Source organism: Pseudolactococcus piscium, from assembly GCF_002441695.1.
Taxonomy (GTDB): Bacteria; Bacillota; Bacilli; order Lactobacillales; family Streptococcaceae; genus Pseudolactococcus; species Pseudolactococcus piscium.
The window spans coordinates 1-25778 of sequence record NZ_JXJW01000015.1; the positions used below are offsets into that span (position 1 = coordinate 1).

The 25778-nt window shown below is 40.0% G+C and carries 25 protein-coding genes; 22 read left to right on the plus strand and 3 right to left on the minus strand.

Going from position 1 to position 25778, the window contains the following annotated elements; translation table 11 throughout:
• From RU86_RS12105 to RU86_RS07870, 7 genes are all read left to right on the plus strand, one after another.
• On the plus strand, nt 1-818 hold an 818-nt coding region (locus tag RU86_RS12105; protein WP_218839037.1), incomplete at its 5' end, for a hypothetical protein.
• 45 nt (nt 819-863) lie between these two features.
• Complete coding sequence (locus RU86_RS07845; RefSeq protein WP_096814839.1) at nt 864-1619, plus strand: hypothetical protein; 756 nt, start codon at nt 864-866, stop codon at nt 1617-1619.
• A gap of 212 nt (nt 1620-1831) precedes the next feature.
• On the plus strand, nt 1832-2080 hold the full coding sequence (locus tag RU86_RS07850) for a DUF1871 family protein (RefSeq protein ID WP_096814840.1): 249 nt from the start codon (nt 1832-1834) through the stop codon (nt 2078-2080).
• A 503-nt stretch (nt 2081-2583) separates the two neighbouring features.
• Complete coding sequence (locus RU86_RS07855; protein WP_096814841.1) at nt 2584-2805, plus strand: hypothetical protein; 222 nt, start codon at nt 2584-2586, stop codon at nt 2803-2805.
• Nucleotides 2806-2847: 42 nt separating this feature from the next.
• Nucleotides 2848-3237: a hypothetical protein gene (locus RU86_RS07860; protein WP_096814842.1), complete on the plus strand. Its 390-nt coding sequence runs from the start codon at nt 2848-2850 to the stop codon at nt 3235-3237.
• A 288-nt stretch (nt 3238-3525) separates the two neighbouring features.
• On the plus strand, nt 3526-3855 hold the full coding sequence (locus RU86_RS07865) for a hypothetical protein (RefSeq protein WP_245810503.1): 330 nt from the start codon (nt 3526-3528) through the stop codon (nt 3853-3855).
• Between the two features lie 282 nt (nt 3856-4137).
• Complete coding sequence (locus RU86_RS07870; protein WP_096814843.1) at nt 4138-4500, plus strand: hypothetical protein; 363 nt, start codon at nt 4138-4140, stop codon at nt 4498-4500.
• A gap of 169 nt (nt 4501-4669) precedes the next feature.
• Here the strand turns inward: RU86_RS07870 and RU86_RS07875 are convergent, their stop codons facing one another.
• Nucleotides 4670-5074, minus strand: a complete 405-nt coding sequence (locus tag RU86_RS07875) for a DUF4430 domain-containing protein (RefSeq protein WP_096814844.1) — start codon at nt 5072-5074, stop codon at nt 4670-4672.
• 97 nt (nt 5075-5171) lie between these two features.
• Nucleotides 5172-5945, minus strand: coding sequence for a DeoR/GlpR family DNA-binding transcription regulator (locus RU86_RS07880; RefSeq protein WP_096814845.1), 774 nt, complete (start codon nt 5943-5945; stop codon nt 5172-5174).
• Nucleotides 5946-6190: 245 nt separating this feature from the next.
• Here RU86_RS07880 and ulaG point away from each other — a divergent pair, with 245 nt between their 5' ends.
• The 12 genes from ulaG (at nt 6191) to RU86_RS07940 (ending at nt 20654) form a co-directional block, all read left to right on the plus strand.
• Nucleotides 6191-7258 (plus strand): L-ascorbate 6-phosphate lactonase, encoded by a 1068-nt coding sequence (ulaG, locus tag RU86_RS07885; protein ID WP_096814846.1) that lies wholly within the window; start codon nt 6191-6193, stop codon nt 7256-7258.
• A gap of 33 nt (nt 7259-7291) precedes the next feature.
• Nucleotides 7292-7741: a PTS sugar transporter subunit IIA gene (locus RU86_RS07890; protein ID WP_096814887.1), complete on the plus strand. Its 450-nt coding sequence runs from the start codon at nt 7292-7294 to the stop codon at nt 7739-7741.
• 55 nt (nt 7742-7796) lie between these two features.
• Complete coding sequence (ulaA, locus tag RU86_RS07895; protein WP_096814847.1) at nt 7797-9257, plus strand: PTS ascorbate transporter subunit IIC; 1461 nt, start codon at nt 7797-7799, stop codon at nt 9255-9257.
• 45 nt (nt 9258-9302) lie between these two features.
• The gene (locus RU86_RS07900) at nt 9303-9602 is read left to right on the plus strand and encodes a PTS sugar transporter subunit IIB (RefSeq protein ID WP_096814848.1); all 300 of its coding nucleotides are present in this window, start codon (nt 9303-9305) and stop codon (nt 9600-9602) included.
• A 9-nt stretch (nt 9603-9611) separates the two neighbouring features.
• Complete coding sequence (locus RU86_RS07905; protein WP_096814849.1) at nt 9612-10253, plus strand: 3-keto-L-gulonate-6-phosphate decarboxylase UlaD; 642 nt, start codon at nt 9612-9614, stop codon at nt 10251-10253.
• A gap of 1 nt (nt 10254) precedes the next feature.
• Nucleotides 10255-11103: an L-ribulose-5-phosphate 3-epimerase gene (locus tag RU86_RS07910; protein WP_096814850.1), complete on the plus strand. Its 849-nt coding sequence runs from the start codon at nt 10255-10257 to the stop codon at nt 11101-11103.
• Nucleotides 11096-11827 carry an L-ribulose-5-phosphate 4-epimerase gene (locus tag RU86_RS07915; protein WP_096814851.1) on the plus strand — a complete coding sequence of 244 codons (732 nt, stop codon included), beginning with the start codon at nt 11096-11098 and terminating at the stop codon, nt 11825-11827. Before RU86_RS07910 ends, RU86_RS07915 begins: the two co-directional genes overlap by 8 nt.
• Nucleotides 11828-12111: 284 nt before the next feature.
• On the plus strand, nt 12112-15165 hold the full coding sequence (gene lacZ, locus RU86_RS07920) for a beta-galactosidase, LacZ type (RefSeq protein WP_096814852.1): 3054 nt from the start codon (nt 12112-12114) through the stop codon (nt 15163-15165).
• Between the two features lie 379 nt (nt 15166-15544).
• A complete protein-coding gene (locus RU86_RS07925; RefSeq protein ID WP_096814853.1) occupies nt 15545-16831 on the plus strand; it encodes an ABC transporter substrate-binding protein in 1287 nt (428 codons plus the stop codon).
• Nucleotides 16832-16910: 79 nt separating this feature from the next.
• Nucleotides 16911-17783, plus strand: coding sequence for a carbohydrate ABC transporter permease (locus tag RU86_RS07930; protein WP_079504651.1), 873 nt, complete (start codon nt 16911-16913; stop codon nt 17781-17783).
• Complete coding sequence (locus tag RU86_RS07935) at nt 17783-18610, plus strand: carbohydrate ABC transporter permease (RefSeq protein WP_079504653.1); 828 nt, start codon at nt 17783-17785, stop codon at nt 18608-18610. Before RU86_RS07930 ends, RU86_RS07935 begins: the two co-directional genes overlap by 1 nt.
• Nucleotides 18611-18614: 4 nt before the next feature.
• Nucleotides 18615-20654: a beta-galactosidase gene (locus RU86_RS07940; RefSeq protein WP_096814854.1), complete on the plus strand. Its 2040-nt coding sequence runs from the start codon at nt 18615-18617 to the stop codon at nt 20652-20654.
• Nucleotides 20655-20727: 73 nt separating this feature from the next.
• Here the strand turns inward: RU86_RS07940 and RU86_RS07945 are convergent, their stop codons facing one another.
• Entirely contained in the window at nt 20728-21642 is a 915-nt protein-coding gene (locus RU86_RS07945; protein ID WP_143468101.1) for an AraC family transcriptional regulator, read from the minus strand.
• A gap of 195 nt (nt 21643-21837) precedes the next feature.
• Between RU86_RS07945 and RU86_RS07950 the strand changes: the two genes are divergently transcribed.
• Genes RU86_RS07950 through RU86_RS07960 form a run of 3 tightly spaced genes read left to right on the plus strand, consistent with a single transcriptional unit; the run spans nt 21838 to nt 25510 of the window.
• Nucleotides 21838-22848 carry an aldose epimerase family protein gene (locus RU86_RS07950; RefSeq protein WP_096814856.1) on the plus strand — a complete coding sequence of 337 codons (1011 nt, stop codon included), beginning with the start codon at nt 21838-21840 and terminating at the stop codon, nt 22846-22848.
• 14 nt (nt 22849-22862) lie between these two features.
• Nucleotides 22863-24023, plus strand: coding sequence for a galactokinase (locus tag RU86_RS07955; protein ID WP_096814857.1), 1161 nt, complete (start codon nt 22863-22865; stop codon nt 24021-24023).
• Nucleotides 24020-25510, plus strand: a complete 1491-nt coding sequence (locus RU86_RS07960; protein WP_096814858.1) for a UDP-glucose--hexose-1-phosphate uridylyltransferase — start codon at nt 24020-24022, stop codon at nt 25508-25510. Before RU86_RS07955 ends, RU86_RS07960 begins: the two co-directional genes overlap by 4 nt.
• The last annotated feature ends 268 nt before the right edge of the window (nt 25511-25778 follow it).

A 25778-nucleotide genomic window follows, 5' to 3' on the forward strand; every position in this document is an offset into this window, starting at 1 on the left:
GTAAGCCTAAGACTAAAGAGGGCAAGAATCTCGATAGAAATTGGTGGAGTGGGTTACAAAATACTTATAAGATACTTTGTCAAACTGGGGATAGAGTCAAAGAAGGTGTTAATAAAGGACTTGATAAAATTGACTGGGGAGGTATCCTAAACAAAGCATTAGGACCTATTAAGACAGTGGGCGCGTTTGGAACAGGTTTCTCAATTCAGGTTTTTGAAAACAATGGACTGGTTGCAGAAGAAGGGTCTAGATTTAGAGACTTTTCTGAACAAGGCTGGATTCAAAATAATCCAGGATATAACTTTGGCGTCTTTGCTGGTAAACTGTCTGGTATAATTCAAGCAGGTGGGGAATACTTTGCTTCAGCAACCATATTTACTGGAGGTAACGGACTTAGCATAGCGGCTTCCCCAGCAACAGGAGGAGCCAGTCTTGCAGGTTCTCCAGCAGCTACGGCGACAGCAGCAGCTGTTGCAGTTCATGGGACATTAGTATGGCAATCGAGCATACAAAGTTTTGCGACTGGGAGTAATTACGGGACTTCAAGTAATTCTCCTTGGGAAATTGATAACAGGCTTCCATTTGATAGAGAAACTGTATTAAGTGATAATACTTTTAAAAAGACTTCAAAAAATGTAAAAGGTGCTACAGTATACAAAAAAAATGGCAAGCAATATCACAGAGATACTCTACATAAAGGAAAAGGGAGCCACCTAGAAGTATATGATAAAACCGGGAAACACTTAGGTGAGGGAGATCTACTAACTGGTGAAATCAAGCCAAATACTGCTGATCCAAGAAAGAAATTGCCTAAATAAAATTGATTAAGACTAAGGAAACCATAGCAGGAGTAAATAAATAAGATGATAAAGAAAAAAATTAGATATAGAGATAATGATATTTACTCATTATCTGAAAGTAAACGTTTTTTCATTATTAATGATAATTATAAGGGTTTAGTTTTATATGATTTAAATTTTAACTTCATAAAAAAAATAAGTATTTCTGAAGAGTTATTGATTTATGAATTATATACTTCAAAAATTGATGACAAGATTGTCATTTTTGATGGGGAACATCAAAAATTATATATTTTAGATTTATACCTAGAATCTAATATCGTTTCAATTGATAGAGATGAAATATTCTTGAATTACTTTAAATCTTGTAAGAATTCATTTATGTTAAGAGATAATAAGTTTGAATATCAATTTTCTTTTGATACTGGCCAGGAAGTTTCTCGAATTCAATATAAATATGAACATATTTTATCGATGAATGAAAATAAAATTCTTATAGAAAAAAATAATAAACTGTATATAATAAAGGATAAAAGTGAGTCTTACTTAGATAAAATCTATATTGATGATGTTTTTTATATTATCTCTAAAAATTATCTAATAACTTTTAATGAAGAATGTTTGTTTGTTGAATTAAAAAAGTTTAGAAAACAAATAATTTCAATTAATCCAAACTATTTGTTACGAAAAGTCCTAATTAATGATGATATATTAACTATACTAATGGATAGTAAAAATAATGAAAAAAGCGTTATATTTCAGTTAGATTTATTTGAAATTTTAACAAACAAAAAAACTATACCAATTGAATTGTACTAATTGGTTTTAATACAGATAATATGGGAGTTTAACTTACACAGTTTTTATTTAACTTTGATCCAACAATGATGGAGCCAAATTTGCTTATATAACTCAGGATGGGGTTTCCGTTGTGAGTAGAGAAGGAAAGTTAGTTACAGCATGGGGGAAAGATAATTTTGATGATTCGATGAATAAAATAATAGTAGATTTACTAGGAAAGTAGGAGAGAAATGTATAAAGATTTAGAAAAAATAATAAATAAATGGGATCCTGTAGACTTATTCCCTATGGCACCTAAAGATGAATATAAACAAGAAATATCTGATTTAGTGGATATATGCGAGGAGAATACTGAAATATCAGAAACAGAATTGTCAAAAGTAATAAAAATGATTTTTGAAAATCGTTTTGGAAAAGAAGTGATTTTTAAAAAAAATGAGCTGGAAATAGCTAAAAAAATAATAAGTGTCATCAGATAATTTATAAATTGAATGTAATAAATTATCTATACAGTGATATTTTAGAAGAATATCTACATTCTAATTTATTAAGTATCAACGTTTATTATGTTTTAAGTAATGCCATTGAGAGATTAAAAAAGGGATGCTACAAAAAAGAAGCAGCCCAAGCATACATCGTTGAATAGATTGCAAAGCTTAAACTACTGGGTAGGTAACCGAGTTAACGATGTGGTCAATACTGTCGGTAATGCGGTCAATACTGTCAAGCGAAAAAAAGATAAAGGGATTATAAATTCAATCGCTTACAGTATTGCTAATGCTTGTAGATTGCTTTAAAGGCCTCTGTTTCAAAAAAGGCCTCTGTTTTAAATTTTGGATATAAGCACATCCGCTTTAATCTAATCATTTGACGATACTGTCATCCCGGTCCTCATAGCCTCTATTATCCGATTTTATGAAGTTAGAGTACATCATGGAAATTGCACGTATACCCGTAGGGAAATAGATGAAAAAGAAAAAGTATGAATGTAGAAGAAATCAGTAATGAGTTAGCTAAAATCAATCATTATTTAGAAAAATGTTTATGGATGGATTTTGAATTCGCTAAGATGAACAGTAGTGACATAATTGTTGCTGGTAGAAAAGATATAAGTAGTAATAATTTTTCTATTGATATCAATTTTGGGAGACCTTATTACTTATCAAGTCTATTATCTTGGCATATGGAAATAATGGATTTGTAGTTTCTTTTTATCCAAGTAAATAATTAAATAAGGAGGATATTTATGCATAAACTACTTTCTATCAAAGAAGCAGTTGCAACAAGAAATTTAGAATTGATGAATTTAAATACAAGTACAATTGATTTATGTTTCGATGATTCAGCTGTAACCAGTTTTAAAAATTTTGATTTCATGGAAATTAATGAAGTATACGATTGTAAAATTTATCTCTTTGGGGAGTTAGATGACTCTGGAGAACATTTAAAATACATTAAAGATGTTACAATTGGGAGCAAGGATGTCTCAGAGGTTTCCAATGACAAGGGAGATGTATACTATATTGATAAAATATCTACAATTGATTTTTCTTATAAGGAAAAACTGTTGAATTACAAGTACACTAGAAAAGATATTATTGAAGTGAATGATGTTGTTCATCCAGATTTTGAATGAAAATTTTATTGTGAACTAGATAAAAGGCACTCAATCACAAGACTGATAATAAAGTGATAGAACCTTGACTAGTAAGGTCTAACTCACTAATCAAGTTGCCAATAGCTAACAAAAATTAGTTGTATTTATTGTACAAAATTCAAAGGCCTTTTCTAGCCTTTTTGACTGTTTTTTTGTGTATCCAAAAATTAAAGGAGTGAAAAAAATGGTTCAAACAGAAAGCTGATTTTAGAAATAACACCCTAATGGGATCGTTTGATTTAGAAAAAATGAAATAGAAAGAATCTAATGGAAGTTATGAAGAATTACTATGTAGATGAAGAAAAATTTATATACCCAGAATCCTATAATAAATTAATAGAATTAAACTTGGTGGATTTTGATGTATGGTATTTGATTGAGTCAGGTCAAGCGACTAGAAGATACCATGATTTGAAAGAACGTTATCCTAACAGAAAGTTAATCCCCTTTGCAAGAAGGGATGATAATGATGATATAGCTTGTTTTGAGGTTGGTAAAAATAATAAAATTCAATTAATCCATGATTTCGCTACAAAAGGTTTTGAACAAAGAGGTGAATTTGAAGACTTATGGGAATGGGTAAAATCGGCTGTTTAGACAATGGTTGCATACAATCGAGAGGAAGACATTGTCTAATGAAATAGACCATACAGTGTTGAGTAAGGAAGCTTCTTATGTATGCGCCATGCTCCATGGGACTATGATAATTTAATTGATTATGAAAAAATATGGTTTGAAGATGATGCAGAGTCTGCTTTCGTTTCAAAAAACAAAAGCAATATGGGATTCTTAGTAGAATGTCGAGGTTCATAGAAATCAACTCGGATATGCTACTTAAACTCGTTCTGCTGTAAAGTTAGATTTATGAGGATATATGAGATGATTGTTGTGAAAAAAGTGAGTTGGTTGGATGAGGATTCAGGAGAGGCCGAAGTTTTACTTTCAGATGATTTTTATGCTATTGAGTGCTTTTGTAGTGATTGTGATTTATCAGAAGGCGAGAGATTTACAGATATTATCTATGGATTTAATATTAGAAATATTGTGAGAAGCTCCAATGAAGACTATGCAATAGAATCGGAAAAAGATACTTACCATATTAACGGAAAACTTGTGGATAAGGGAAGTAAGATTTTACAAATAGGAGCGTTTAAAATAGATATATCTGATGGGGCTATTCCTAAGGATATTATGGTAAATGAGTATGTAGAAGTTGATATTCCAAGAATAGATATTTATTAAAAATACAGGATAAAAAGCATTCACTATCTCATTGAACTCGAGTAGTAAACCCTTGACAAGTAAGTGGTACGCCACGAACCAAGTCATCAATAGCTATATCGCAGAAGAAATATAAAAATCGTGTAGGAAGCTATTTCCCACACGATTTTTAACAGTCTTTTTTCTCAGCTTAAAAACTACCGAGGTAGAAGGCAACTTTGTCCCCTTTTTTCAAGTGAATATCTGCTGCTCCCTTATCGGCCATTTTGCCATTGATATCGAACATCCAGTATTTTTTAGCTGTTTCATCTTGTTTTTTACCATCGATTGATGTGATGAAGCCGCTTTTTTCTTCAACTTTAAAGGTGTCTTTGAGCGCTTCAAGTAAGGTTTGATCTTTTTTGATCGTTACCTTTTTTGTTTCGTCTACTTTTTTGTCATTTTCAAAGTCTAAGGTAATCGTTGCTGTATCCGCTGAAGCAGTACTAGGTTTAGTCGCTTCTCCCTTAGTTTGATTGCCACAAGCCGCTAGGCTAAATGCAAACCCTAAAGCTGCAACAAGTGTTGCGCTTTTTTTGAATGTCAATAATGTCATAATTAGTTCATCTCCCTAGAGTTATTGTACTATATTTTGCACATCTGATGAAGCAAAAGGCATCGGATCATGACTGGTATGCTAACTAAAGGCTAGGTCAAACTTGAATTTGGATGATATTGACCCCGCAATCTTCTATTTGTTTGAGCTTATCTGGACTTGAGAAGGTATCAGTAATCAGGTAATCGATATAGGAGAGGTCACAGCTTTTAAAGTTGGCCGACTCGCCTATCTTACGGTAGTCCGCGATACAAATCACGATCCCGCGGGTTTGCTTGACGATCACCTCATTAATTTTAGCTTCATGGATGACGGGTGTCGTTAGACCACGTTCAGCGGAGATGCCGTAGCAGCCGATAATGGCAATATCAGCCTGTATGGCTTCAAAGAAGGCTTGGGCTGACTGCCCAATTAGCGCCTCTTTAGGGAAGCGGACTTCGCCACCTGATAAAAAGACAGAGGATTCCGAGTTATGATCAAGTGCCGCGACCTTGACATTGTTTGTAATGATCGTTACCTGTTTATGAATCAAATATTTGACTGCATCAAGGGCGGCAGAAGAAGAATTGATGAAGACTGTATTGCCATTTTTGACAAAGGAAGCAGCTGTCTTGGCTAAGGCTTCTTTAATCACTTCGATATTTTGGTTATCACACTTGTCAATCTCAAGTCCTGTTTTTGAAATCTTGGCCTTGCCATGACTGCGGTTAACTTTTCCCATTTGGGAAAGACTGGCTAGATCCCGTCGGATGGTTGTTTCGGATGTCTTAAGTGATAAGCTCAGTGCTTTTACGGTATGCGCCTGATCGTCTTTCAGCAGGTCTAGTAAGGTTTGCTGTCTAGCTTGAATGTTACGGATAGCATTTTTCAAAGTGATTCCCCTTTTAAGTTTTTATAAGCCTACGATAGTTATAAAAAAGTATATATGCTCATTTAAGTCCAGTATACGCTTTTTGGAAACGCTTTAAAAGCGGTATTATGGTATGTTAGCTTCATATGAGCTTAAAACGCTAAAACGAGCATATAACGTCCTTTGAAAGCGGTTTCTTTTTTGCTATCATAGTCTTGTAAAGGAAATAACAATCAATCTGAGTGAGACGAAAAGGAGTCGTAACAATGGCAAACAAAATCACAGAGGTGACAAAAGAATCTTGGGTACTCTCAACATTTCCAGAGTGGGGGACTTATCTCAACGAAGAAATCGAGGCAACAGTCGTCAAGCCAGCTACAGTATCCATTTGGTGGTTGGGCTGTACGGGCATTTGGTTGAAATCTGAAGGGGGCACCAATATCCTTTGTGATCTCTGGTGCGGGACTGGTAAACGGACACATGGCAGCGGACAGATGGTAAAAGGCCATCAGATGATGCGCATGAGTGGGGCCCTGAAACAACAACCCAATTTGCGGACCCAACCCTTTGTCATTGATCCATTTGCAGTAAAAGATATTGATGCTTTAGTGGTGACGCATATACATTCTGATCACTTAGATATCAATACGGCAGCGGCAGTTAACAGCAACTGTCCAGATGCTAAATTTATCGGCCCACAAGAAGTGGTGAATATCTGGCTAAAATGGGGTGTTCCAGCTGATAAAACGATTGTTGTCCATCCTGGAGATGAAGTTGAAATTGGAGATGTCACACTCTTAGCACTTGAGGCCTTTGACAGGACTGTCTTGGTGACTGAACCTGATCCTGAGGTGATCCTAAAAGATAAAATGCCACAGGATATGAACGAGCTTGCCGTCAACTATCTTTTCCAAACAACTGGTGGTAATGTCTATCATGCTGGGGATTCTCATTATTCCAACCTATTCGCAAAGCACGGAAATGAGCATAAAATAGATGTTTGTTTAGGCGCATATGGTGAAAATCCACGTGGTATCACGGATAAGGTCACTTCAGTAGATATGTTGCGGATGGCAGAAGCGCTAAATGCTAAAGTTGTGATTCCGGTGCATTATGATATTTGGGCAAACTTCATGGCTGATCCTAAAGAAATCACAGCAATTTGGCAATTTAAAAAAGATCGCCTAAACTATCAGTTCAAACCGTTTATCTGGCAAGTTGGTGGTAAGTTCACCTACCCAGATGACAAAGATCGTTTGGAGTTCAACTTTGATCGTGGCTTTGATGATGTCTTTGCAATCGATAATGACACACCATTCCCATCATTCTTATAAGTAAGGAGAGGTAGACGTATGGCACAACTAGAGATGCTTAGGTATTTGCATGATCACGATTTGGTCAGAATTTCTGATAGACAACCTGAAAACTGGGAAGAAGCGATTCGGATATCCTGTGAAAATCTGATCGATAAAGGAATTATAAATGAGACGTATAGGGAAGAAGTAGTAGCGGCTGTTCATAACTATGGCCCATACATCGTGATTGTACCAGGTGTTGCCATGCCACACTCGACTGATAAAAGTTCTGGTGTTTTTGGTACAGCAATTAGTTTCACAAAATTTAAAGAAAAAATTTATTTTGAAGCTGGTAATGAAGAAAAGCAAGCTACCCTATTTTTTACACTAGCTGCAAAAAATCCAGATGAACATATGACAAATATCGCCAATCTATCCGATTTACTGATGACGGATGGGGTGATTGAAGCGCTTGACAAGATCACCTCTATTTCTGACTTTGAAAGCTTGCTCCAAACGTAGTTGACTAGTAGGCTAGTGCATTTAATGTTCACTAGCCATTAAGGAGAATCGTAACATGGAAAATGTATTTGCTGTAATCATGGTCGTATGGGATTTCTTTGCCAAGAATATCCTAACACAACCTGCTTATTTTATCGGTGTGATTGTGCTAATCGGGTATATCTTGTTGAAGAAACCTTGGTATGAGTGTTTAGCTGGTTTTTTGAAGGCGACAGTTGGCTACTTCATCTTAACAGTAGGATCGGGTGGCTTGGTGAATAACTTTCGGCCCATTCTGGCTGGATTAAAAGACCGGTTCAACTTAGCTGCGACAGTAATTGATCCTTATTTTGGACAAAATGCCATCGATGCAGGGATTATGGAAACATTCGGTCGTACATTTGGCGATGTTATGATTTTACTTTTGATCGCATTTATCGCAAATATTGTGCTAGTGAGATTTCAGAAATATACAAAAATGCGAGCTGTGTTTACAACAGGTAATGTGCAGGTGCAACAAGCAGCGACAGCTTTCTGGCTAATTTTATTTTGCTTCCCTAACTTGGGACGCGTTGAAATATTAGCCGTTATGGGACTTATCTTAGGCCTATATTGGGCTGTCGGGTCAAATCTGACAGTTGGCTATACGCAAGAACTAACAGAAGGGGCAGGCTTTGCTGTCGCCCACCAACAAGTCTTTGGGATTGCGATTGTATCAGCGATTGCTGAGAAATTTAAATCTAAAAAGTCTAAGAAAATCGAAGATATCGAGTTGCCAGGTTTTCTCTCTATTTTTAATGAAAATATGGTTGCGACAGCGATTCTCATGTTATTCTTCTTTGGGATTATTATGACCGTTTTGGGTAAAGGCTATTTTGTAGATCATAAGATTATTTTACCCACACAAAATTTCTTCTTCTACATTATGACGACCTCCCTACAGTTTGCGGTCAATCTAGCCATTCTACAACTTGGTGTTAGAACCTTCGTATCAGAGTTGACAGAGAGTTTCACAGGGATTTCAAATACCTTGTTACCAGGTGCTGTGCCAGGGATAGACGTTGCTGCAACCTTTGCTTTTGGCTCACCAAATGCGGTCACGATTGGCTTCTTGTTTGGTGCCTTAGGTCAATTTTTAACGATTGGTCTCTTGATTTTACTCAAATCACCGACGGTCATCATTGCAGGCTTTATTCCCCTCTTCTTTGACAATGCAGCATTTGCTGTCTATGCCAATAACCGTGGTGGGATAAAAGCAGCCTGTATTTTACCATTTCTGTCAGGGATCATTCAAGTAGGAGGCTCGGCCTTGATTGCGACATGGGTCGGTTTATCAAAATATGGTGGCTATATTGGCATGTTTGACTGGGCGACGGTGTGGCCAGGCTTTACGGTGATTATGAAATTCCTAGGCTACTTTGGGATTGCGGTCGTTGTCCTCATCTTAGTTGTGATTCCACAATTGCAGTATAAAAAAGACCCAGATGGCTATTTCTTAGTCGTTGAAGATTATGATGCCTACGCTGCGCGTAAGTAACCTCTAGTAAGTGAAAAAGTGTCAGGATAATAAAAGGAGAATAAAATGAGAGTATTAGTATCATGTGCCAATGGATCAGGAACAAGTTTGATGATGAAACGTAGTGTTGAAACGGCAATGAAGACCTTAGGCATCAAAATTACAAGTATCCATCACTGTTCTATTTCAGAAGGAAAAGGCCAAGCGGCCAATTATGATGTTGTCTTTACCCCCTTGAATTTTGTGAAGATGTTTGACGGTGCAAAGGCAAAAGGGATTACGATTGTCGGTGTCAAAAATGTCATGAGTGCCAAAGAGATTCAAGAACGGATTGAAACTGAAACAGACTTGACGACACGTGGATAGGAGACCAATATGACAAGACCAAATTTACAGGTTGCCTTGGATCATTCAGATCTACCAAGTGCGATCAAGGCGATAAAAACTGTCGGTGATATCGTTGATATTATCGAGGTAGGAACGATTTTAATCCTCCAAGCAGGAGATCAGGCTGTTCGCTGTATTCGTGCCATGTATCCAGACAAGACGATCGTTGCCGATACAAAATGTGCGGATGCAGGTGGTACCGTCGCCGAAAATGTTCAGAAGGCTGGTGCGGATTGGACGACAGTCATTTGCTGCGCAACGATTCCGACCATGAAGGCAGCAGCTGAAAGAATCGAAGCAGTACAAGTGGAACTATATGGTGATTGGACGTATGCGCAAGCACAACTCTGGCTAGCTGCTGGCATTAAGCAAGTCATTTACCATCAGAGCCGTGATGCCCTTTTAGCTGGGGAGACCTGGGGTGAAAAAGATCTAGCCAAGATTCAAAAGTTAATCGATATGGGCTTTCAGGTCTCAGTAACAGGTGGCTTGGACGTGGATACTTTGAAATTGTTTAAAGGGATGGCTGTCTATACCTTCATAACTGGCAGAGGGATTACCGCAGCACAAGACCCAGCACAGGCAGCAACAGCCTTCCTAGATGAGATAAAAGCGATTTGGGAGGCCTGATATGTTAGGACTTTATGAAAAAGCATTACCCAAAGACATCTCCTGGTATGAGCGACTTCGCTTGGCAAAGACCTTAGGTTTTGACTTTGTTGAACTATCTATCGACGAGACAGATGCGCGACTTGCTAGATTAGACTGGACAAAAGCCCAAAGAAAAGAGATACGTGATGCCAGCTTTGACTTAGACATGCCCATACTATCGATGTGCTTGTCTGCACACCGCAGGTATCCTCTGGGCTCATCTGAGCTGAGTAAGCAAGCGCATGGCCTTGACATCATGCAAAAAGCAGTTGACTTGGCAGTCGATTTAGGGATAAGGTCTATCCAACTTGCTGGCTACGATGTGTATTATGAAGCCAAATCAATCGGCACACGACATAGCTTTATCGAAAACCTAAAAAAATGTGTGGCAATCGCTGCCAATAAATCAGTTGTGCTGTCGATTGAAATCATGGATGACCCCTTCATGAATTCTATCTCTAAATTTTATGAGATTAAGTCGCAAATCCCATCCCCTTATTTGCAGGTCTATCCGGATCTGGGTAATCTATCTGCATGGCCTGAAAATCAAGTCGGGCATGAACTAGAAAAAGGGATTGGTGCCATCAGCCAAATTCATCTCAAAGACACACTTGCAGTCACGGATCAGTTTTCGGGTCAGTTCAAAAATGTTGCCTTTGGCGCAGGCTGTGTTGATTTTATCGGCTGTTTAAAGACATTAAAACGCTTGAACTACTCAGGATCATTTGTCATGGAGATGTGGAGTGAGACGAGTGAGCAGCCGCTAATTGAAATCGAAAAAGCAAAGGCTGTTGTGTTACCATTTTTAAAGGAGGCAGGTTATGCTTAAACAGTTGTCTGAGCTTGATGCCAAAGTCTTGTCTGATATGAAACAACGCGTCTGGCAAGCTAATTTAGCACTAGCAAAAGCGGGATTAGTTGTCCTAACATGGGGTAATGCGAGTGAAATTAATCGTGAGCTAGGGCTTATCGTCATCAAGCCGAGTGGTGTCCCCTATGAGACGATGACAGCTGATCAGATGGTTGTGACAGATTTGGCAGGCAACTTACTCGATCAAGACTCACTCAGACCATCATCGGATCTACCGACGCATGTCTATCTATACCAACACTTCACAGAGGTCAGTGGGATTGTCCATACCCATTCTAAATATGCCGTGATGTGGGCCCAGTCGGGGAGAAATATCCCACCCTACGGGACAACCCATGCCGATACATTTTATGGGCCAATTCCCTGCACACGCCAATTGACTCAATCAGAAGTTGAGGCAGCCTATGAGCGAGATACGGGTAAGGTCATTGTCGAGTGCTTTGAAAAGAATGCCCTTGATCCGCTTGCCGTACCAGGTGTCCTAACCATCGGTCATGGCCCATTTACTTGGGGAGCAACCGTATCAAAAGCGGTCGAGAATGCAGTTGTGTTAGATGAAGTCGCCCACATGGCGCTGTTTACGGAACTGCTTAACAACGATCGTCCTGTCTTACCGAGCTATATGTTAGATAAGCATTATTTTAGAAAACATGGGGCCAATGCCTATTACGGGCAAAAGTGAGTGAATCGCCCTGTTAAAGCCTGTCTCATATTTTTGAGGTGGTTGGGGTAAGTCGCGTGTTGTCGTGTTTCCTATTATAAATCGTAACGTGAGGCGCCTGCCTTGCTTACGATTTTTTGTTTTAATCAGCTAGGAGTTGGTTGATAAGCACTAATCAGCTACCTACTCGTCATGGCTAGCTACCATCACAAAAAGTTAAAATGCGGTCACAAAATCAATTTGTAAAGCGCTTACATTTCATGTAGAATGAGAGGAGTAGTAAAAATAGGGTGAGGAGAACTAAGATGAAAAATAAAGGACTTACAGCTGATTTAGCGTGGCTGAGTGACCAGGAAATATATCAAGTGAATCGCATAGCCGCGCATTCTGATCACACATATTATGAAGCAGATGAGGATACAGCAAGTGATGCCATGAAGTTGACTCAGTCTCTGAATGGCACTTGGCAATTTCATTATGCAGAAACTGTTGCCTTAAGACCTGTAGGATTTGAAACTGTCACCTACGATATCTCTAGATTTGATCATATTAAGGTGCCTGGTCATATTCAGCTGCAAGGCGATGGTAAATTTTGTCATCCCCATTATGTCAATACCATGTATCCCTGGGACGGCGCCGAAGCGCTCAGACCCCCTCATATTCCAACCCACTATAATCCAGTTGGGAGTTATGTCAAGACCTTTGAGGTGGGCAAAGATTTGGCTAACAAGCCAACATTCATTTCCTTTCAAGGTGTTGAGACCGCTTTTTATGTTTGGCTAAACGGTCAATTTATTGGCTATGCAGAAGACTCTTTTACACCCAGTGAATTTGAGCTAACAGATTATTTGCAGGCTGGTGAGAATAAATTAGCTGTACAAGTCTTTCGCTTCTCTTCGGCTAGTTATCTAGAGGATCAGGATTTTTGGCGCTTTTCTGGTATTTTTCGAGAGGTCTACCTGTATGCAAAACCAGCTAGCCATGTCCGCGATTTGTTTGTTAAAACTGATTTAACATCGGATTTTAAGTCAGCATTCCTAACTGTAGACTTGGATTTGGAAGGGGATTATGACACGCAAGTTACTTTGCGCTTAACACGCGCCGGGGAAACCATAGCTCAAACTGACCCACAAGCATCCGATGCTAAACTTAGCCTATCTTTGTCTGTAGCTGATGTGGCGCTTTGGTCGGCAGAAGTCCCAAATTTATATACCTTATTTGTTGCTATTTCAAAGGCTGGTCGTTTGGTTGAGACAGCAAAAACACAAGTTGGCTTCCGTAAGTTTGAGTTAAAAAATAAGCTGATGACCTTAAATGGCAAGCGGCTTGTTTTTAAAGGCATCAACCGCCATGAGTTTTCAGCTAGAACTGGCCGGGCAATTACCGAAGCAGACATGCTTTGGGATATCAGGTTTTTAAAACAACATAATCTAAATGCAGTCAGAACAAGTCATTATCCAAACCAATCACTCTGGTATAAGCTATGTGATAGATACGGTATTTATCTCATAGATGAAGCTAACCTGGAATCTCATGGCTCTTGGCAAAAGATGGGGGCATGTGAGCCGTCGTGGAACGTGCCGGGTAATGATAAAACATGGGCAGGTGCAGTGATGGACCGGGCAGAGTCAATGCTTGCGCGTGACAAAAATCATCCCGCTATTCTGATTTGGTCATGTGGTAATGAATCTTACGCAGGTCAAGTGATTCAAGACATGAGTGACTATTTTAGACATGAGGATCCTTCTCGTTTGGTCCATTATGAAGGGGTCTTTTGGAATCGGGATTACGATGCGACAAGCGACATGGAGAGTCGCATGTATGCTAAAGCGGCTGAAATCGAGACCTATTTAGCAAATGATCCAGAAAAACCTTACATTTCCTGTGAGTATATGCACGCCATGGGTAACTCACTTGGTGGTATGCGCAAGTACACTGATTTAGCTGATGCTTATCCCATGTATCAAGGTGGCTTTATCTGGGATTATGGCGATCAAGCCTTGTATCGCAGATTACCAAATGGCAAAGAAGTCTTATCTTATGGTGGCGACTTCAATGACCGTGTGACAGATTATAATTTTTCAGGAAATGGGATCGTATTTGCTGATCGCACCATCTCTCCCAAGGCACAAGAAGTGAAGTATCTATACCAAAATATCAGCATGACGATTCAGGGCACGTCGCTACATATTAAAAATGACCATCTGTTTGTGTCCACAAGTGACTTTGCTTGCGAGATGACGCTACTAAAAGATGGTCATGTCTGGCGGAAACAAAACCTGTCAGTTGCGGTCGCACCTGGGGATAGCCAAACCATCACCCTAGACTATGGTGACCTATCTGAAGTGCCAGAAGAAGTCGTAGTGCTGATTAGTTTTAGCTTGAAAGCAGCAACGATTTGGGCAGAAGCAGGTCATGAAGTTGCCTTTGCTCAAGCAGTTATCAAGGAAAAAATCATGCCTAGCCTACTTTCGCCTACTGGCATGACAGTCGTCTATGGGGATGTTAATATCGGCGTACACGGTTCCGACTTTAGCGTCATCTTTTCAAAACTATCAGGTGGGATTGTCTCTTTAAAATACGGTGGAAAAGAGTTGATTACCACCCCACCAAAACCTTATTACTGGCGGGCAACCACGGATAATGATCGAGGGAATGGCCATGAGCGACGAAATGCTGCCTGGTTTGCTGCAACGCTTGGGCAAGAGGCGGTAGCCACTTTTGGAGAGCTCGAAGTAGCCCCTGATATCATCGAAACACCGGCAGGGTATCAGTTTAGCTATACCTATCATTTAGCGATAATCGGGACGACTACTGAGGTGACTTACACAATCAAAGCAGACGGTGCTATTTTGGTTGACGTGCACTATCATGGCAAGACAGGTTTACCTGAATTACCAGTCCTAGGCTTAAACTTTAAACTCTTAAGTGAATTTGATCAAGTTGCTTATTATGGGAAGGGTGAGGCTGAAAATTATATTGATCGATCTGATGGTGCCAAACTGGGTATCTATGAGACGACAGTGGAGGCAAACACAACACCTTATTTGGTACCACAAGAATGTGGTAACCATATGGCAACCCGTTGGCTAACGGTTGCCAACCAGCAGGGGCAAGGACTTAAATTCAGTTATACTGGTCAAGCCTTTGAGCATGCTGTCTTGCCTGCCTCGCCTTTTGAATTCGAAAACGCACAACATCAATTTGAATTACCACCTTTTAACTATACGCATGTCAATATTATCGGGCAACAAATGGGTGTAGGCGGTGATGACTCATGGGGCAGTCCTGTATTAGCAGACTATACCATTGATTCAGCAAAAGACCTTATCTATCAATTTCTTATTTCACCACTCTAATCGCTACATTTTATCTTAGGTGAAGGATATCACATAAAAATAAAATAATGTGGTAGTCGTTAAAGTCTTGAAGCGAAAGACTAGATTGCTAATGGGCCAATGCTAGATAGTGAATTGAGGCAAAGCCATCAACTGACCGGTTGATGGCTTTGTTTATTTACTTACAATGATACGCTTAGTGTGACAGTAGGCGCTCAGGTATCCTGACTTAGGTAAGCCTGTATTAAGTAACGAATTCAATATTAAAAGGAATGAAACAATTAATTGGTATGATGTCACAAAAAGTTAAATAAAAGATAAAAAAGATGAAGTAAGCGCTTTCTTAGTGTGTTAAGATTAATCTATAGAAGCAATAAAAAAATTACAAGGAGACTTGATTATGAAAACTTGGAAAAAAGTTTTGGGAACTGCTGTTATGGCAGTAGGTGCTGTGGGCTTACTTGCAGCGTGTGGGTCATCGGATAAAGCAGCAAATAAAGACAAGTCTGATACTGTGACAGTATGGGCATGGGATAAAACATTTAATATCAAAGCGATGGAGGAAGCTGTCAAAGTATACGATAATAAAAAAGTTAAAGTGAAAATCGTTGAAATGACGCAAGATGACATCGTTCAAAAATTAACAACCCAATTAACGTCGGGATCAAAAGATGGTTTGCCAGATATCGTATTGGTTGAGGACTACCGGATTCAAGGATTCTTGAAAACAAATGCAGATGCCTTTGAACCGCTAACTGACATCGTCAAAGAAAAAGATTTTGCTGCCTACAAATTTGGTGTTAATAAAATTGGTGACAAAATCTATGGTGTGCCATATGACTCAGGTGTAACCGGACTCTTCTATAGATCAGACTATCTTTCAGAAGCTGGTTATACGCAAGAACAAATGAACAATCTCACATGGGATGATTACATCAAAGTTGCCCGAGATGTTAAGGCTAAAACAGGTCATAACATCACTGAATTGAACCCTTCTGACCTTGGTCGTGTTCGCATTATGATGCAAGAAGCTGGCGAGTGGTACACAGACAAAGATAACAAAGTCTCTATTGCAGGTAATAAATCTTTAGCTTATGGTATGGGCATTATGTCTACCTTACTCAAAGAAAAACTTGTGACTGAAACATCTGACTGGGCGACTGGTATTAAAGCAATCAACGGCGGTGTTGTTGCAAGTACCCCACAAGGGTCTTGGTACTCATCAACAGTCAAAGCACAAGCAGATCAATCTGGTAAATGGCGGATTGCCAAAATACCTGCACTACCGGCTGGTATGGGTAAAGCACATGCATCTAACTCAGGTGGTGCCCAATGGTACGTCCTTAAAGGTGGTGCAACAAAAGATGCCAAAGACTTTTTGAGCAAAACATTTGCAACAAATACAGACCTAATGGCAACATTAGCTAAAGAAATCGGCCTCATTTCAACGATGAAGAGCGCCATCAATACTGATGCTTATAAAACTGGTGATGACTTCTATGGTGGACAAAAAGTGAGAGAAGATTTCGCGACTTGGACGACTGAAATCCCACAAGTAAACTATGGTCAAAATACCTACCAAATTGAGTCTATTATGGCAGAGTACCTACAACAAGTTGTTAAAGGAAAAGACATCAACGACGCCTTAAAAGAAGCACAAAAACGTGTTGAATCTGAGATTCAATAAGCGATAAAAATCTCATATTGTTAAAAGGCTAAGTAAGTGATTACGTAGCCTTTGTTATTGAAAAAATTATTGGAGATAGATGATGAAAAAAATAAAAAATCCATTAAGAAACGGAAACGGGTTCTTGGTAATTCCAGTAGTCATGATTACCTTACTTGTCTTTGTACCTATGGTCTTTGGGTTGATTACAAGTTTCCAAACTGGAACGCCGATGAATATGACCTTTGATGGTCTGGCAAACTACAAGCGCCTCTTATCTGATAAGACCTTCATTACAGCATTTAAAAACACGGTGCTATACTTGATTATTCAAGTGCCGATTATGCTATTTTTAGCGATTATTATTTCAAATTTCTTGAATGATAAAAAGCTGAAGTTCAAGGGACTATTTAGAACAGCCATCTTCTTGCCTTGTATTACGTCCCTCGTTTCCTATTCGCTAGTGATGAAATCGATCTTTGCCAATGATGGGATTGTCAACGAGATCTTGATGAAACTCCATTTGATTGCAGATCCGATTCAATGGATCACACATCCATTTTGGGCTAAGGTACTGATCATCATCTCTATTACTTGGCGCTGGACTGGCTACAATATGATTTTCTTTCTATCTGGCATGCAAAATATCGATTCTGAAATCTATGATGCTGCAGAGGTCGATGGTGCGTCTAAATGGGATCAGCTGATCAAAATCACCATTCCTAACTTAAAACCCATCATCCTATTTACCTCGATCACATCAACAATCGGGACCCTTCAATTGTTCGATGAAATCGCAAATATCACAAATGGTGGCCCTGCTAATGCAACAGCTACAATTTCTCAGTATATCTATAATTTGATGTTTAAGTTTACACCGCAATTTGGTTATGCGGCAGCGATGGCCTTTGTGGTCAGCATCATCATTATCATCCTATCACTCATTCAAACTAAAGTTGGGGGAGAAAAATAATGTCTAAAAAAATAGCAGCATCCTTTAAATACATCTTCTTATCAGTGATTTCCTTTATTTCTGTATTTCCCTTTATCTGGATGCTTTTAGGGACAACAAATAAGTCTATTGATATCACGACGGGTACACTCAAACTGGGTAACCAATTAATCATCAACTTGCGGCATTTATTTGAGAGTGACTTAAATTTCTCGCGGTCATTGTTGAACTCAGCCTTTATTGCGCTACTCACAACTATCTTCGCCCTCTTAATTTCATCTATGGCCGGCTATGGCTTTGAAATTTATCGGTCAAAAGCAAAAGATAGGATTTTTAATCTGTTATTACTATCAATGATGATTCCTTTTTCAGCTATGATGATCGCCTTGTATCGCATGTTTTCAAAATTATCTGGGACGCCATTTGGTTTGAATACACTTTTTGTCGTGATTGCACCATCAGTGTCAACAGCCTTTCTGATCTTCTTTTTCAGGCAAAATGCCAAAGCATTTCCCAAGTCATTGGTTGAAGCAGCGCGTATAGATGGGCTAGGAGAATTTAAAATTTTCACAAAAATCTATATGCCAGCAGCAAAAAATACCTATGCAGCAGCAGCTATCATCACCTTTATGAGCTCATGGAACAACTATTTGTGGCCTTTGATTGCCTTGCAGTCTCCTGAAAAAAGAACGGTTCCTTTGATTTTGTCAGCGATGGGGAATTCTTATCGCCCTGATTTTGGCATGATCATGTCAGGCATTGTCGTCTCTACCTTACCGATTGCTGTTTTATTCTTCATCTTGCAACGCCAATTTGTTCAAGGGATGCTAGGATCAGTGAAGGGGTGATGAGATGACCTATCAAGAAGAGAAGCGGCTGCTACATGGTGGGGATTATAATCCAGACCAGTGGTTAGCCTATCCAGATATTTTGGCTCAGGACATGGCCTTGATGCAAGCATCAAAAGTCAACACGGTGTCAGTCGGCATTTTCGCCTGGTCTGCCTTGGAACCTAGAGAAGGTGAGTTTCACTTTGACTGGTTAGACAAGATCTTTGATGATGTAGACAAGATGGGCGGTAATGTTATACTTGCCACACCATCTGGTGCACGTCCAGCCTGGATGAGTGCGGCTTATCCAGAGGTTTTAAGAACGACTGAAAAACAAGAGAAACTCGCGCATGGTGGCCGGCATAATCACTGCTTTTCATCTCCGATTTATCGGCAGAAAGTGGCCATTATTAATCGGAAATTAGCAGAACGCTATGGGCAGCACCCGGCCTTGTATATGTGGCATATTTCAAATGAATATGGTGGCGATTGCCACTGTGCCTATTGTCAGGAGAATTTCAGGTCATGGTTAAAGGCCAAGTATGGCACCTTGGCAGCACTAAATGCGGCTTGGTGGGGTGCCTTTTGGAGTCATACTTATACAGACTGGACACAGATTTCGTCGCCATCATCGCTAGGTGAGACGATGGTTCATGGGATGAACTTAGACTGGAAACGGTTTGTGACAGATCAGACGATCGATTTTTATGAGCATGAAATAAAAGAAATTCGCGTTTTAACACCAGATGTACCGATTACAACCAATTTCATGGGTGACGGAGATGCGTTAATCCCATTTCAAAGTCTAGATTATGGCAAGTTTGCTGCGCATGTTGATGTCATCTCGTGGGACTGTTATCCAGCCTGGCATAATGACTGGGGCAGTACAGCCGATTTGGCAGCTAAAGTCGGCTTTATTAATGATCAATACCGCGCATTAAAGCAGCAACCTTTCCTAATCATGGAATCTACCCCAAGTTTGGTTAACTGGCATCCAGTGAATAAGGCCAAACGACCTGGTATGCACTTACTGTCATCTATGCAATTTCTAGCGCACGGCTCAGACTCAGTCATGTACTTTCAGTGGCGGAAATCGCGCGGCTCCTCTGAGAAATTTCATGGGGCAGTGGTGGATCATGATGGACGTACTGAAAATCGTGTGTTCAAGGATGTTACAGCTGTAGGGGATGCCCTAGACAAGCTAGCTAACCTTAAAGGTAGCAATAAGGCTGCTCGGGTTGCGATTATCTATGACTGGGATAATGACTGGGCATTGGCAGATGCACAAGGCTTTTCTGATGCTAGTAAACGCTACCCCCAAACCTTACAAGACCACTATCGTTTTTTCTGGAATCATGATATTCCTGTAGATGTGATCACATCAGATCAAGCGTTAGCCAAATATGATCTGGTAGTGGCACCCATGCTCTATCTCATGCGTCAAGAAACGATGGCTAAGTTAGCTGATTTTGTCGCAAAAGGGGGACACTTAGTTTCTAGCTATATGACGGGCTATGTCGACGAAAATGATCTAGCTTATCTCGGCGGTTGGCCTAAGCCTTTACAGTCTCTTTTTGGTATCAATGTCACGGAAACGGATACCTTATATCCCAAGGATCGTAATGGTCTTTTGGCAGCTGGTCAAGTCTTTGAGGTAACAGATTATTGTTCGCTTTTTGAGGTAAAGACAGCCAAAACGCTCGCGACCTATACAGCAGATTTCTATCAAAATCAGGCAGCAGTTGTCGTCAATCCCTATGGGCAAGGTCAGGCATATTATATCGGTGCACGTACAGGATATGCTTATTTAGCAGCTTTTTATACAGACCTAGTTGAGACATTAGGCCTTAGGAATCAATGGGTCGTGTTATCAGACCCGGATGTATCCGTCCAATCACGTCAAAGCGATGAGATAACCTATCATTTCGTCATGAATTTTTCTGAAACTGATAAAACAATCACTGTTTGTGAACCAACAGTTGACTTATTAACAGGCCAGGCCATCAGTAAAGAAATTAAGTTAAGCCCCTACCAAGTCAGGGTGTTGACATCACGAGATTAAGCCTGTGATCAGACGCATTGACCCTTATGAAAGACAAGAAAAAACTGCTGGTAACATGACCAACAGTAAGGGATTAAGTCGAAAAAGGTGTCTCCCCTAGGACAGATAGGTTTTGCAGGATGTCAGTTAGTTCCTGATCAGCAGCTTCATGATTGACTTGATGTTGCTGATTTCGGAATTGGGAAGGGTTAAGGCCGGTTAGTTTTTTAAAGGCACGGTTGAAGACAATCTGAGAATTAAAGCCAACGGCGATCGAAATATCAAGAATAGATTGGTGTGTCGTATAAAGCAGATTGGCTGCAGCGTTTATCCGAATCTGCTGTAAGGCATTTTGGATGGTTGTATTGTAATAGCTTTTAAATACACGAGATAGATGGCTTCTGTTTACAAACATGTGATCTGAGATATCTGAGACTTTGATGTCATCCGTATAGTTGTTCAATAGATAGGTCATGGTGTTGACCGGCAGTTTTTGATAGGTTAAGACTTTTTCTTTACTTGAGATAAAGTCGTCTGTCATCAGTTTGTTAAAGAAATCTAAACACAGACTCGTCAGTTTTAGCTCACTACTTGGGTTGGCATCTCGAATCTGCAAGGTGTTTTGAATGATATCGATGTAAGTCGAAAAATGATGACTTTGAATGACATGGACGTTATTTGCAAAGGGTGTTTTCTCCAAAAAATCAGCTACCACAGGCCCTTTGATCGCTAGCCAACAGTAACTCCAAGGCGCATTAGCGTCAGAGATATAGCGGTGGATCATATCTGGGCGCACCAAAAAAATATCGCCCTTGCTAAGATGGAACTGCTGATCATCTACTGAAAAAGTGCCCTTACCATCCAGTATGATATGAAAAATATAATGTGTCCGAACAGTCGGTCCATAATTATGAAGGGACATCGTTTGAGAGAAACCAGAGAATCGATACTGGATACCGATGTTAAAATATTGTGTTTCAGGTGCAATGTAAAAAATAGATTTTTCCATAGGGTCAACCACATGCTTTCTTAATTAAATTATAGCATTGGCCCTTGTCAAAATGCAACAATAAGTTAAAAACAAGTGTTGAATCATAAAACGGATCGCCTGATGAAGGACTATACTAGAACTAGATAAAGCAGCGTGAGCTGCAAAAAAAACAAGCATTTATTCAACATGTCAGGATGAGAAAGGGAAGAGAAGATGTCAGTTACAGTTACAGATTTTGGGGACGGCTATCGCCTGATTACACTCGAAAATAGCCACGGGCTTAAACTCTCATGTACAGATTTTGGTGCACGTTTAACAAGTTTGATTAAACAAGAGGTTACCCTAGTTTTAGGGTTTGATAAGGCGTCAGACTACCAACAAACACAAGGGGGAGCGATTTATTTCGGTGCCATCGTTGGTCGCGTAGCAGGCCGTATTGCAGGTGCTCAAGCGACTATTTCAGGTAAGCCTTATCAGTTCACGGCAAATGAAAACGGCAAGGACACCCTGCACGGCGGTGGAGAAAATGGCCTCCATGATAAAAAATGGGCGTTCGAAATTGTTGATGAACAAGTCATCTTTACAACACAGTTAGCAGATGGCTTGCATGGGTTTCCAGGCACACTATCCGTCAAAGTCATCTATTTTTTGACTGAAGCAAATGAATGGGGTTATGAAATTTATGCAACATCTGATAAAGATACGCTTTGGAATCCTTGTCACCATGTCTACTATAATTTATCGGGTGATGCATCACAAACGATTGATCAGCACAAACTTTGGCTGAATGCTAGCCAATATGAGCCACTTGAACAGGGGCTACCGAGCTTGATAAAAGCTGATGTGACTGGAACGGCATTTGACTTCACAAGGGAAAAAGAGATTGGGGATACCTTGCACAGCAAGGATAAACAAGTTAGCGACTATGCTGGATTGGATCACCCCTTCTTTCTTGATGGCGGACGTGACGTCCAGGCGAGCCTAAGGAGTCCTGATGGCAAAATAAAGGTGGAGATGGTGACAAATCAGCCAAGCGTTGTCATTTTTACAGCAAATTTTGGGGCCGATACACCATTAGTTGGCGGCAAACGGTTAGCTGATCATGGTGGGATAACCTTTGAAACGCAAGTCGCACCAGGAGCCGAACAGCATCCTGATTTTGGCTCAATTGTATTACGAGCCGGACAAGCCTATTACAATAAAACAAGTTTTAAACTTACTTAACTTAGGAGACGATTATGGAACAACTACTTGCAACTTTTATCGACAAATTCGGTAGTCATACGCATGCCAAACAGTATTTTTCACCAGGTCGGATTAACTTAATTGGCGAGCATACCGACTATAACGGAGGGCATGTCTTTCCAGCAGCTATCACAATCGGTACTTTTGCGGTAGCTAAGCCACGTCAAGATAAAACAATTCGTGTCTATTCTATGAATTTTCCGGATTTAGGTATCCTTGAATTTACCTGTGATGAAGATCAAAAACGGCCAGACTTAAAGTGGGCCAACTATGTATTAGGCATGCTTGTTTCGCTTAGAAAGATGGGATTTGAAACGCCACACGGTTTTGACTTAGCTATTGAGGGAAACATCCCAAATGGGTCAGGTCTCTCATCATCTGCATCATTGGAAATGCTAGTAGGAGTTATCGCACGTGATCTTTATCATTTATCACTGGCTAGTCTTGATATGGTAAAGGCTGGTAAGGATACTGAAAATAACTTCATCGGTGTAAATTCAGGGATTATGGATCAATTTGCCATTGCATTTGGCGAGCCGGATTCGGGGATATTTTTAGATACAAATACGCTTGACTATGAGATGGTACCCGTTGTGTTAACAGGCTATCGTATTGTGATCATGAACACCAATAAACGCCGGGAGTTAGCTGACTCTAAATACAATGAGCGTAGGCACGAATGTGAAACTGCCCTAAGTCGGCTACAAGAAGTCTTGCCGATTCAGGCATTAGGGGCGTTAACGACTGAGACGTTTGAGCAGCATACTGATTTGATTGGCGATGAAACGCTGATCAAGCGTGCGCGTCACGCTGTCAGTGAAAATGAGCGAACGATTGCGGCTAAAGCAGCCTTAACGTCGGGTAATTTGGAGGAGTTTGGCCAATTACTAAATGCCAGTCATGCCTCATTAAAAGACGATTATGAAGTCACAGGAATTGAACTTGATACGCTAGCTGAAACGGCGCAAGCGCAAGATGGCGTCATCGGAGCTAGAATGACAGGTGCTGGATTTGGCGGTTGTGGTATCGCGATTGTTGAAACAGATAAAGTTGCGCAAGTGACACAGGCAATTCATGACACCTATCTGGCTGTCGTTGGCTATGAACCAGCCTTTTATGCCTGTAATATCGGGAGTGGAGCGCGTGTCTTATGATGATTACAGAAGCATTTGCTAACTTAGCAATCAACTCAGGTGCTTATGATGTGCTGGATACGATTTATCTAACGAATCAATTGCGGCGCTTGGTTGGACAAGATGAGCTGTCGGCTATCACTGTTGCTGATGCTAATCTGTATACAATGATCGACACCTTGACTACCTTGGCTGAGTCAAATGGTCAGTTGACACGACTCGGCTGGACTAAGGATATGTTTGAAGCTGCCTTGTGTGATTATTTAACACCAGCACCATCAGTTATCAATCGAAAATTTGCTGAAAATTATCAAGTGTCCCCTCAACAAGCAACAGCAGCATTCTTCAAAAGTTCTTATGAAAATGATTACATCAAGATGCGACAAATTGCTAAAAATCGTGTTTTTGTCCATCCATCTGTCTATGGCAATCTGACGATTAGTATCAACCTGTCCAAACCCGAAAAAGATCCCAAGGAAATTGCGGCTGCTAAACAAGCGCCACAGACAAATTTTCCTACCTGTCAACTCTGCATGGAAAATGAAGGCTATCTTGGCCGGCTCAATCATCCTGCTAGAAGTAACCATCGCATCATTCGCTTCACGCTAGATGGTGAAGCATGGGGCTTCCAATACTCGCCTTATGCCTATTATCAGGAGCATGCTATTTATTTGAATGAACGGCATCAACCAATGGTCATTAACGGTGCAGCAATACGCAAGATTTTGCTAATTGTTGAAAAATTCCCGCATTACTTTGCAGGCTCTAACGCTGATTTGCCAATTGTTGGTGGCTCCATCTTGACCCACGAGCATTTTCAGGGGGGTGGCGAAAAGTTACCCATGAGTTTTGCACAGACAGATAAACAGGTTAAACTTGATAAATTTAAAACGCTCCAAGCAGCCACGCTTAAATGGCCTATGTCGGTTATTCGTCTGACATCAGCATCGATAGAGGAGCTGGTTGCGGCAAGTAGCGAGATACTCGCTGCATGGGATGATTATTCAGATGCAGCTGTTGATGTGCTAGCACATGGCTTAGATGGCGAAAGGCACCATACGATTACACCGATTGCACGGATGCGAGCTGGTAAGTTTGAGCTGGACTTGGTGCTGCGTGATAATCATACCACATCAAGCTTTCCTGACGGCGTCTTTCATCCGCACCAAGATGTCCAACATATCAAGAAAGAAAATATCGGCTTGATAGAAGTGATGGGCTTAGCCATTTTACCAGCCCGCCTAAAAATTGAATTAGCAGCTGTCAAAGCCTATGTGAGTGGAGAAACAGCTCAGCTAACCGATGTAGCAGCCTACCATCAAGCATGGGCAAGTGAGTTGAAACTAGCCTATACAGGTGGCGATGTCGATCACTATCTGAATACCGCGCTAGGCCGCAAATTCGAGCGGGTCCTAGAAGATGCAGGTGTTTTTAAAAGAGATGCTAAGGGACAAGCTGCTTTTGCACGTTTCTTGACTAGGTTATCAAAAATAAGTGGGACAAAATAAGAAAAGTTAAGTGATTAAGATCAAGTTGTTACACTTGATTTTTTTCTGTTCTTCTTATGTGAAATTAATTTATTAGCCATTTTGGAAACGCTTAATTAAAAATTCGAAACCTTACAAAGGCGTGCTAGTAGGGTGTTTGTGCTTTTTTAAGTTATATTTTTAATTATTTATTCATCAACTTATTATTATTCGGACATAAAAAACATTGCAAAAAAGACAGTTATTAATTGACATTCCATTTTTTTTCTTCTAAAATAACAGTGTAGTT

Excerpts from the sequence above, each read along its gene's own strand:
- RU86_RS07845 (WP_096814839.1), top strand. The coding sequence starts at position 864 with ATGATAAAGAAAAAAATTAGATATAGAGATAATGATATTTACTCATTA.
- RU86_RS07850 (WP_096814840.1), top strand. The coding sequence starts at position 1,832 with ATGTATAAAGATTTAGAAAAAATAATAAATAAATGGGATCCTGTAGAC.
- RU86_RS07855 (WP_096814841.1), top strand. The coding sequence starts at position 2,584 with ATGAATGTAGAAGAAATCAGTAATGAGTTAGCTAAAATCAATCATTAT.
- RU86_RS07860 (WP_096814842.1), top strand. The coding sequence starts at position 2,848 with ATGCATAAACTACTTTCTATCAAAGAAGCAGTTGCAACAAGAAATTTA.
- RU86_RS07865 (WP_245810503.1), top strand. The coding sequence starts at position 3,526 with ATGGAAGTTATGAAGAATTACTATGTAGATGAAGAAAAATTTATATAC.
- RU86_RS07870 (WP_096814843.1), top strand. The coding sequence starts at position 4,138 with ATGATTGTTGTGAAAAAAGTGAGTTGGTTGGATGAGGATTCAGGAGAG.
- RU86_RS07875 (WP_096814844.1), bottom strand. The coding sequence starts at position 5,074 with ATGACATTATTGACATTCAAAAAAAGCGCAACACTTGTTGCAGCTTTA.
- ulaG (WP_096814846.1), top strand. The coding sequence starts at position 6,191 with ATGGCAAACAAAATCACAGAGGTGACAAAAGAATCTTGGGTACTCTCA.
- RU86_RS07890 (WP_096814887.1), top strand. The coding sequence starts at position 7,292 with ATGCTTAGGTATTTGCATGATCACGATTTGGTCAGAATTTCTGATAGA.
- ulaA (WP_096814847.1), top strand. The coding sequence starts at position 7,797 with ATGGAAAATGTATTTGCTGTAATCATGGTCGTATGGGATTTCTTTGCC.
- RU86_RS07900 (WP_096814848.1), top strand. The coding sequence starts at position 9,303 with ATGAGAGTATTAGTATCATGTGCCAATGGATCAGGAACAAGTTTGATG.
- RU86_RS07905 (WP_096814849.1), top strand. The coding sequence starts at position 9,612 with ATGACAAGACCAAATTTACAGGTTGCCTTGGATCATTCAGATCTACCA.
- RU86_RS07910 (WP_096814850.1), top strand. The coding sequence starts at position 10,255 with ATGTTAGGACTTTATGAAAAAGCATTACCCAAAGACATCTCCTGGTAT.
- RU86_RS07915 (WP_096814851.1), top strand. The coding sequence starts at position 11,096 with ATGCTTAAACAGTTGTCTGAGCTTGATGCCAAAGTCTTGTCTGATATG.
- lacZ (WP_096814852.1), top strand. The coding sequence starts at position 12,112 with ATGAAAAATAAAGGACTTACAGCTGATTTAGCGTGGCTGAGTGACCAG.
- RU86_RS07925 (WP_096814853.1), top strand. The coding sequence starts at position 15,545 with ATGAAAACTTGGAAAAAAGTTTTGGGAACTGCTGTTATGGCAGTAGGT.
- RU86_RS07930 (WP_079504651.1), top strand. The coding sequence starts at position 16,911 with ATGATGAAAAAAATAAAAAATCCATTAAGAAACGGAAACGGGTTCTTG.
- RU86_RS07935 (WP_079504653.1), top strand. The coding sequence starts at position 17,783 with ATGTCTAAAAAAATAGCAGCATCCTTTAAATACATCTTCTTATCAGTG.
- RU86_RS07940 (WP_096814854.1), top strand. The coding sequence starts at position 18,615 with ATGACCTATCAAGAAGAGAAGCGGCTGCTACATGGTGGGGATTATAAT.
- RU86_RS07945 (WP_143468101.1), bottom strand. The coding sequence starts at position 21,642 with ATGGAAAAATCTATTTTTTACATTGCACCTGAAACACAATATTTTAAC.
- RU86_RS07950 (WP_096814856.1), top strand. The coding sequence starts at position 21,838 with ATGTCAGTTACAGTTACAGATTTTGGGGACGGCTATCGCCTGATTACA.
- RU86_RS07955 (WP_096814857.1), top strand. The coding sequence starts at position 22,863 with ATGGAACAACTACTTGCAACTTTTATCGACAAATTCGGTAGTCATACG.
- RU86_RS07960 (WP_096814858.1), top strand. The coding sequence starts at position 24,020 with ATGATGATTACAGAAGCATTTGCTAACTTAGCAATCAACTCAGGTGCT.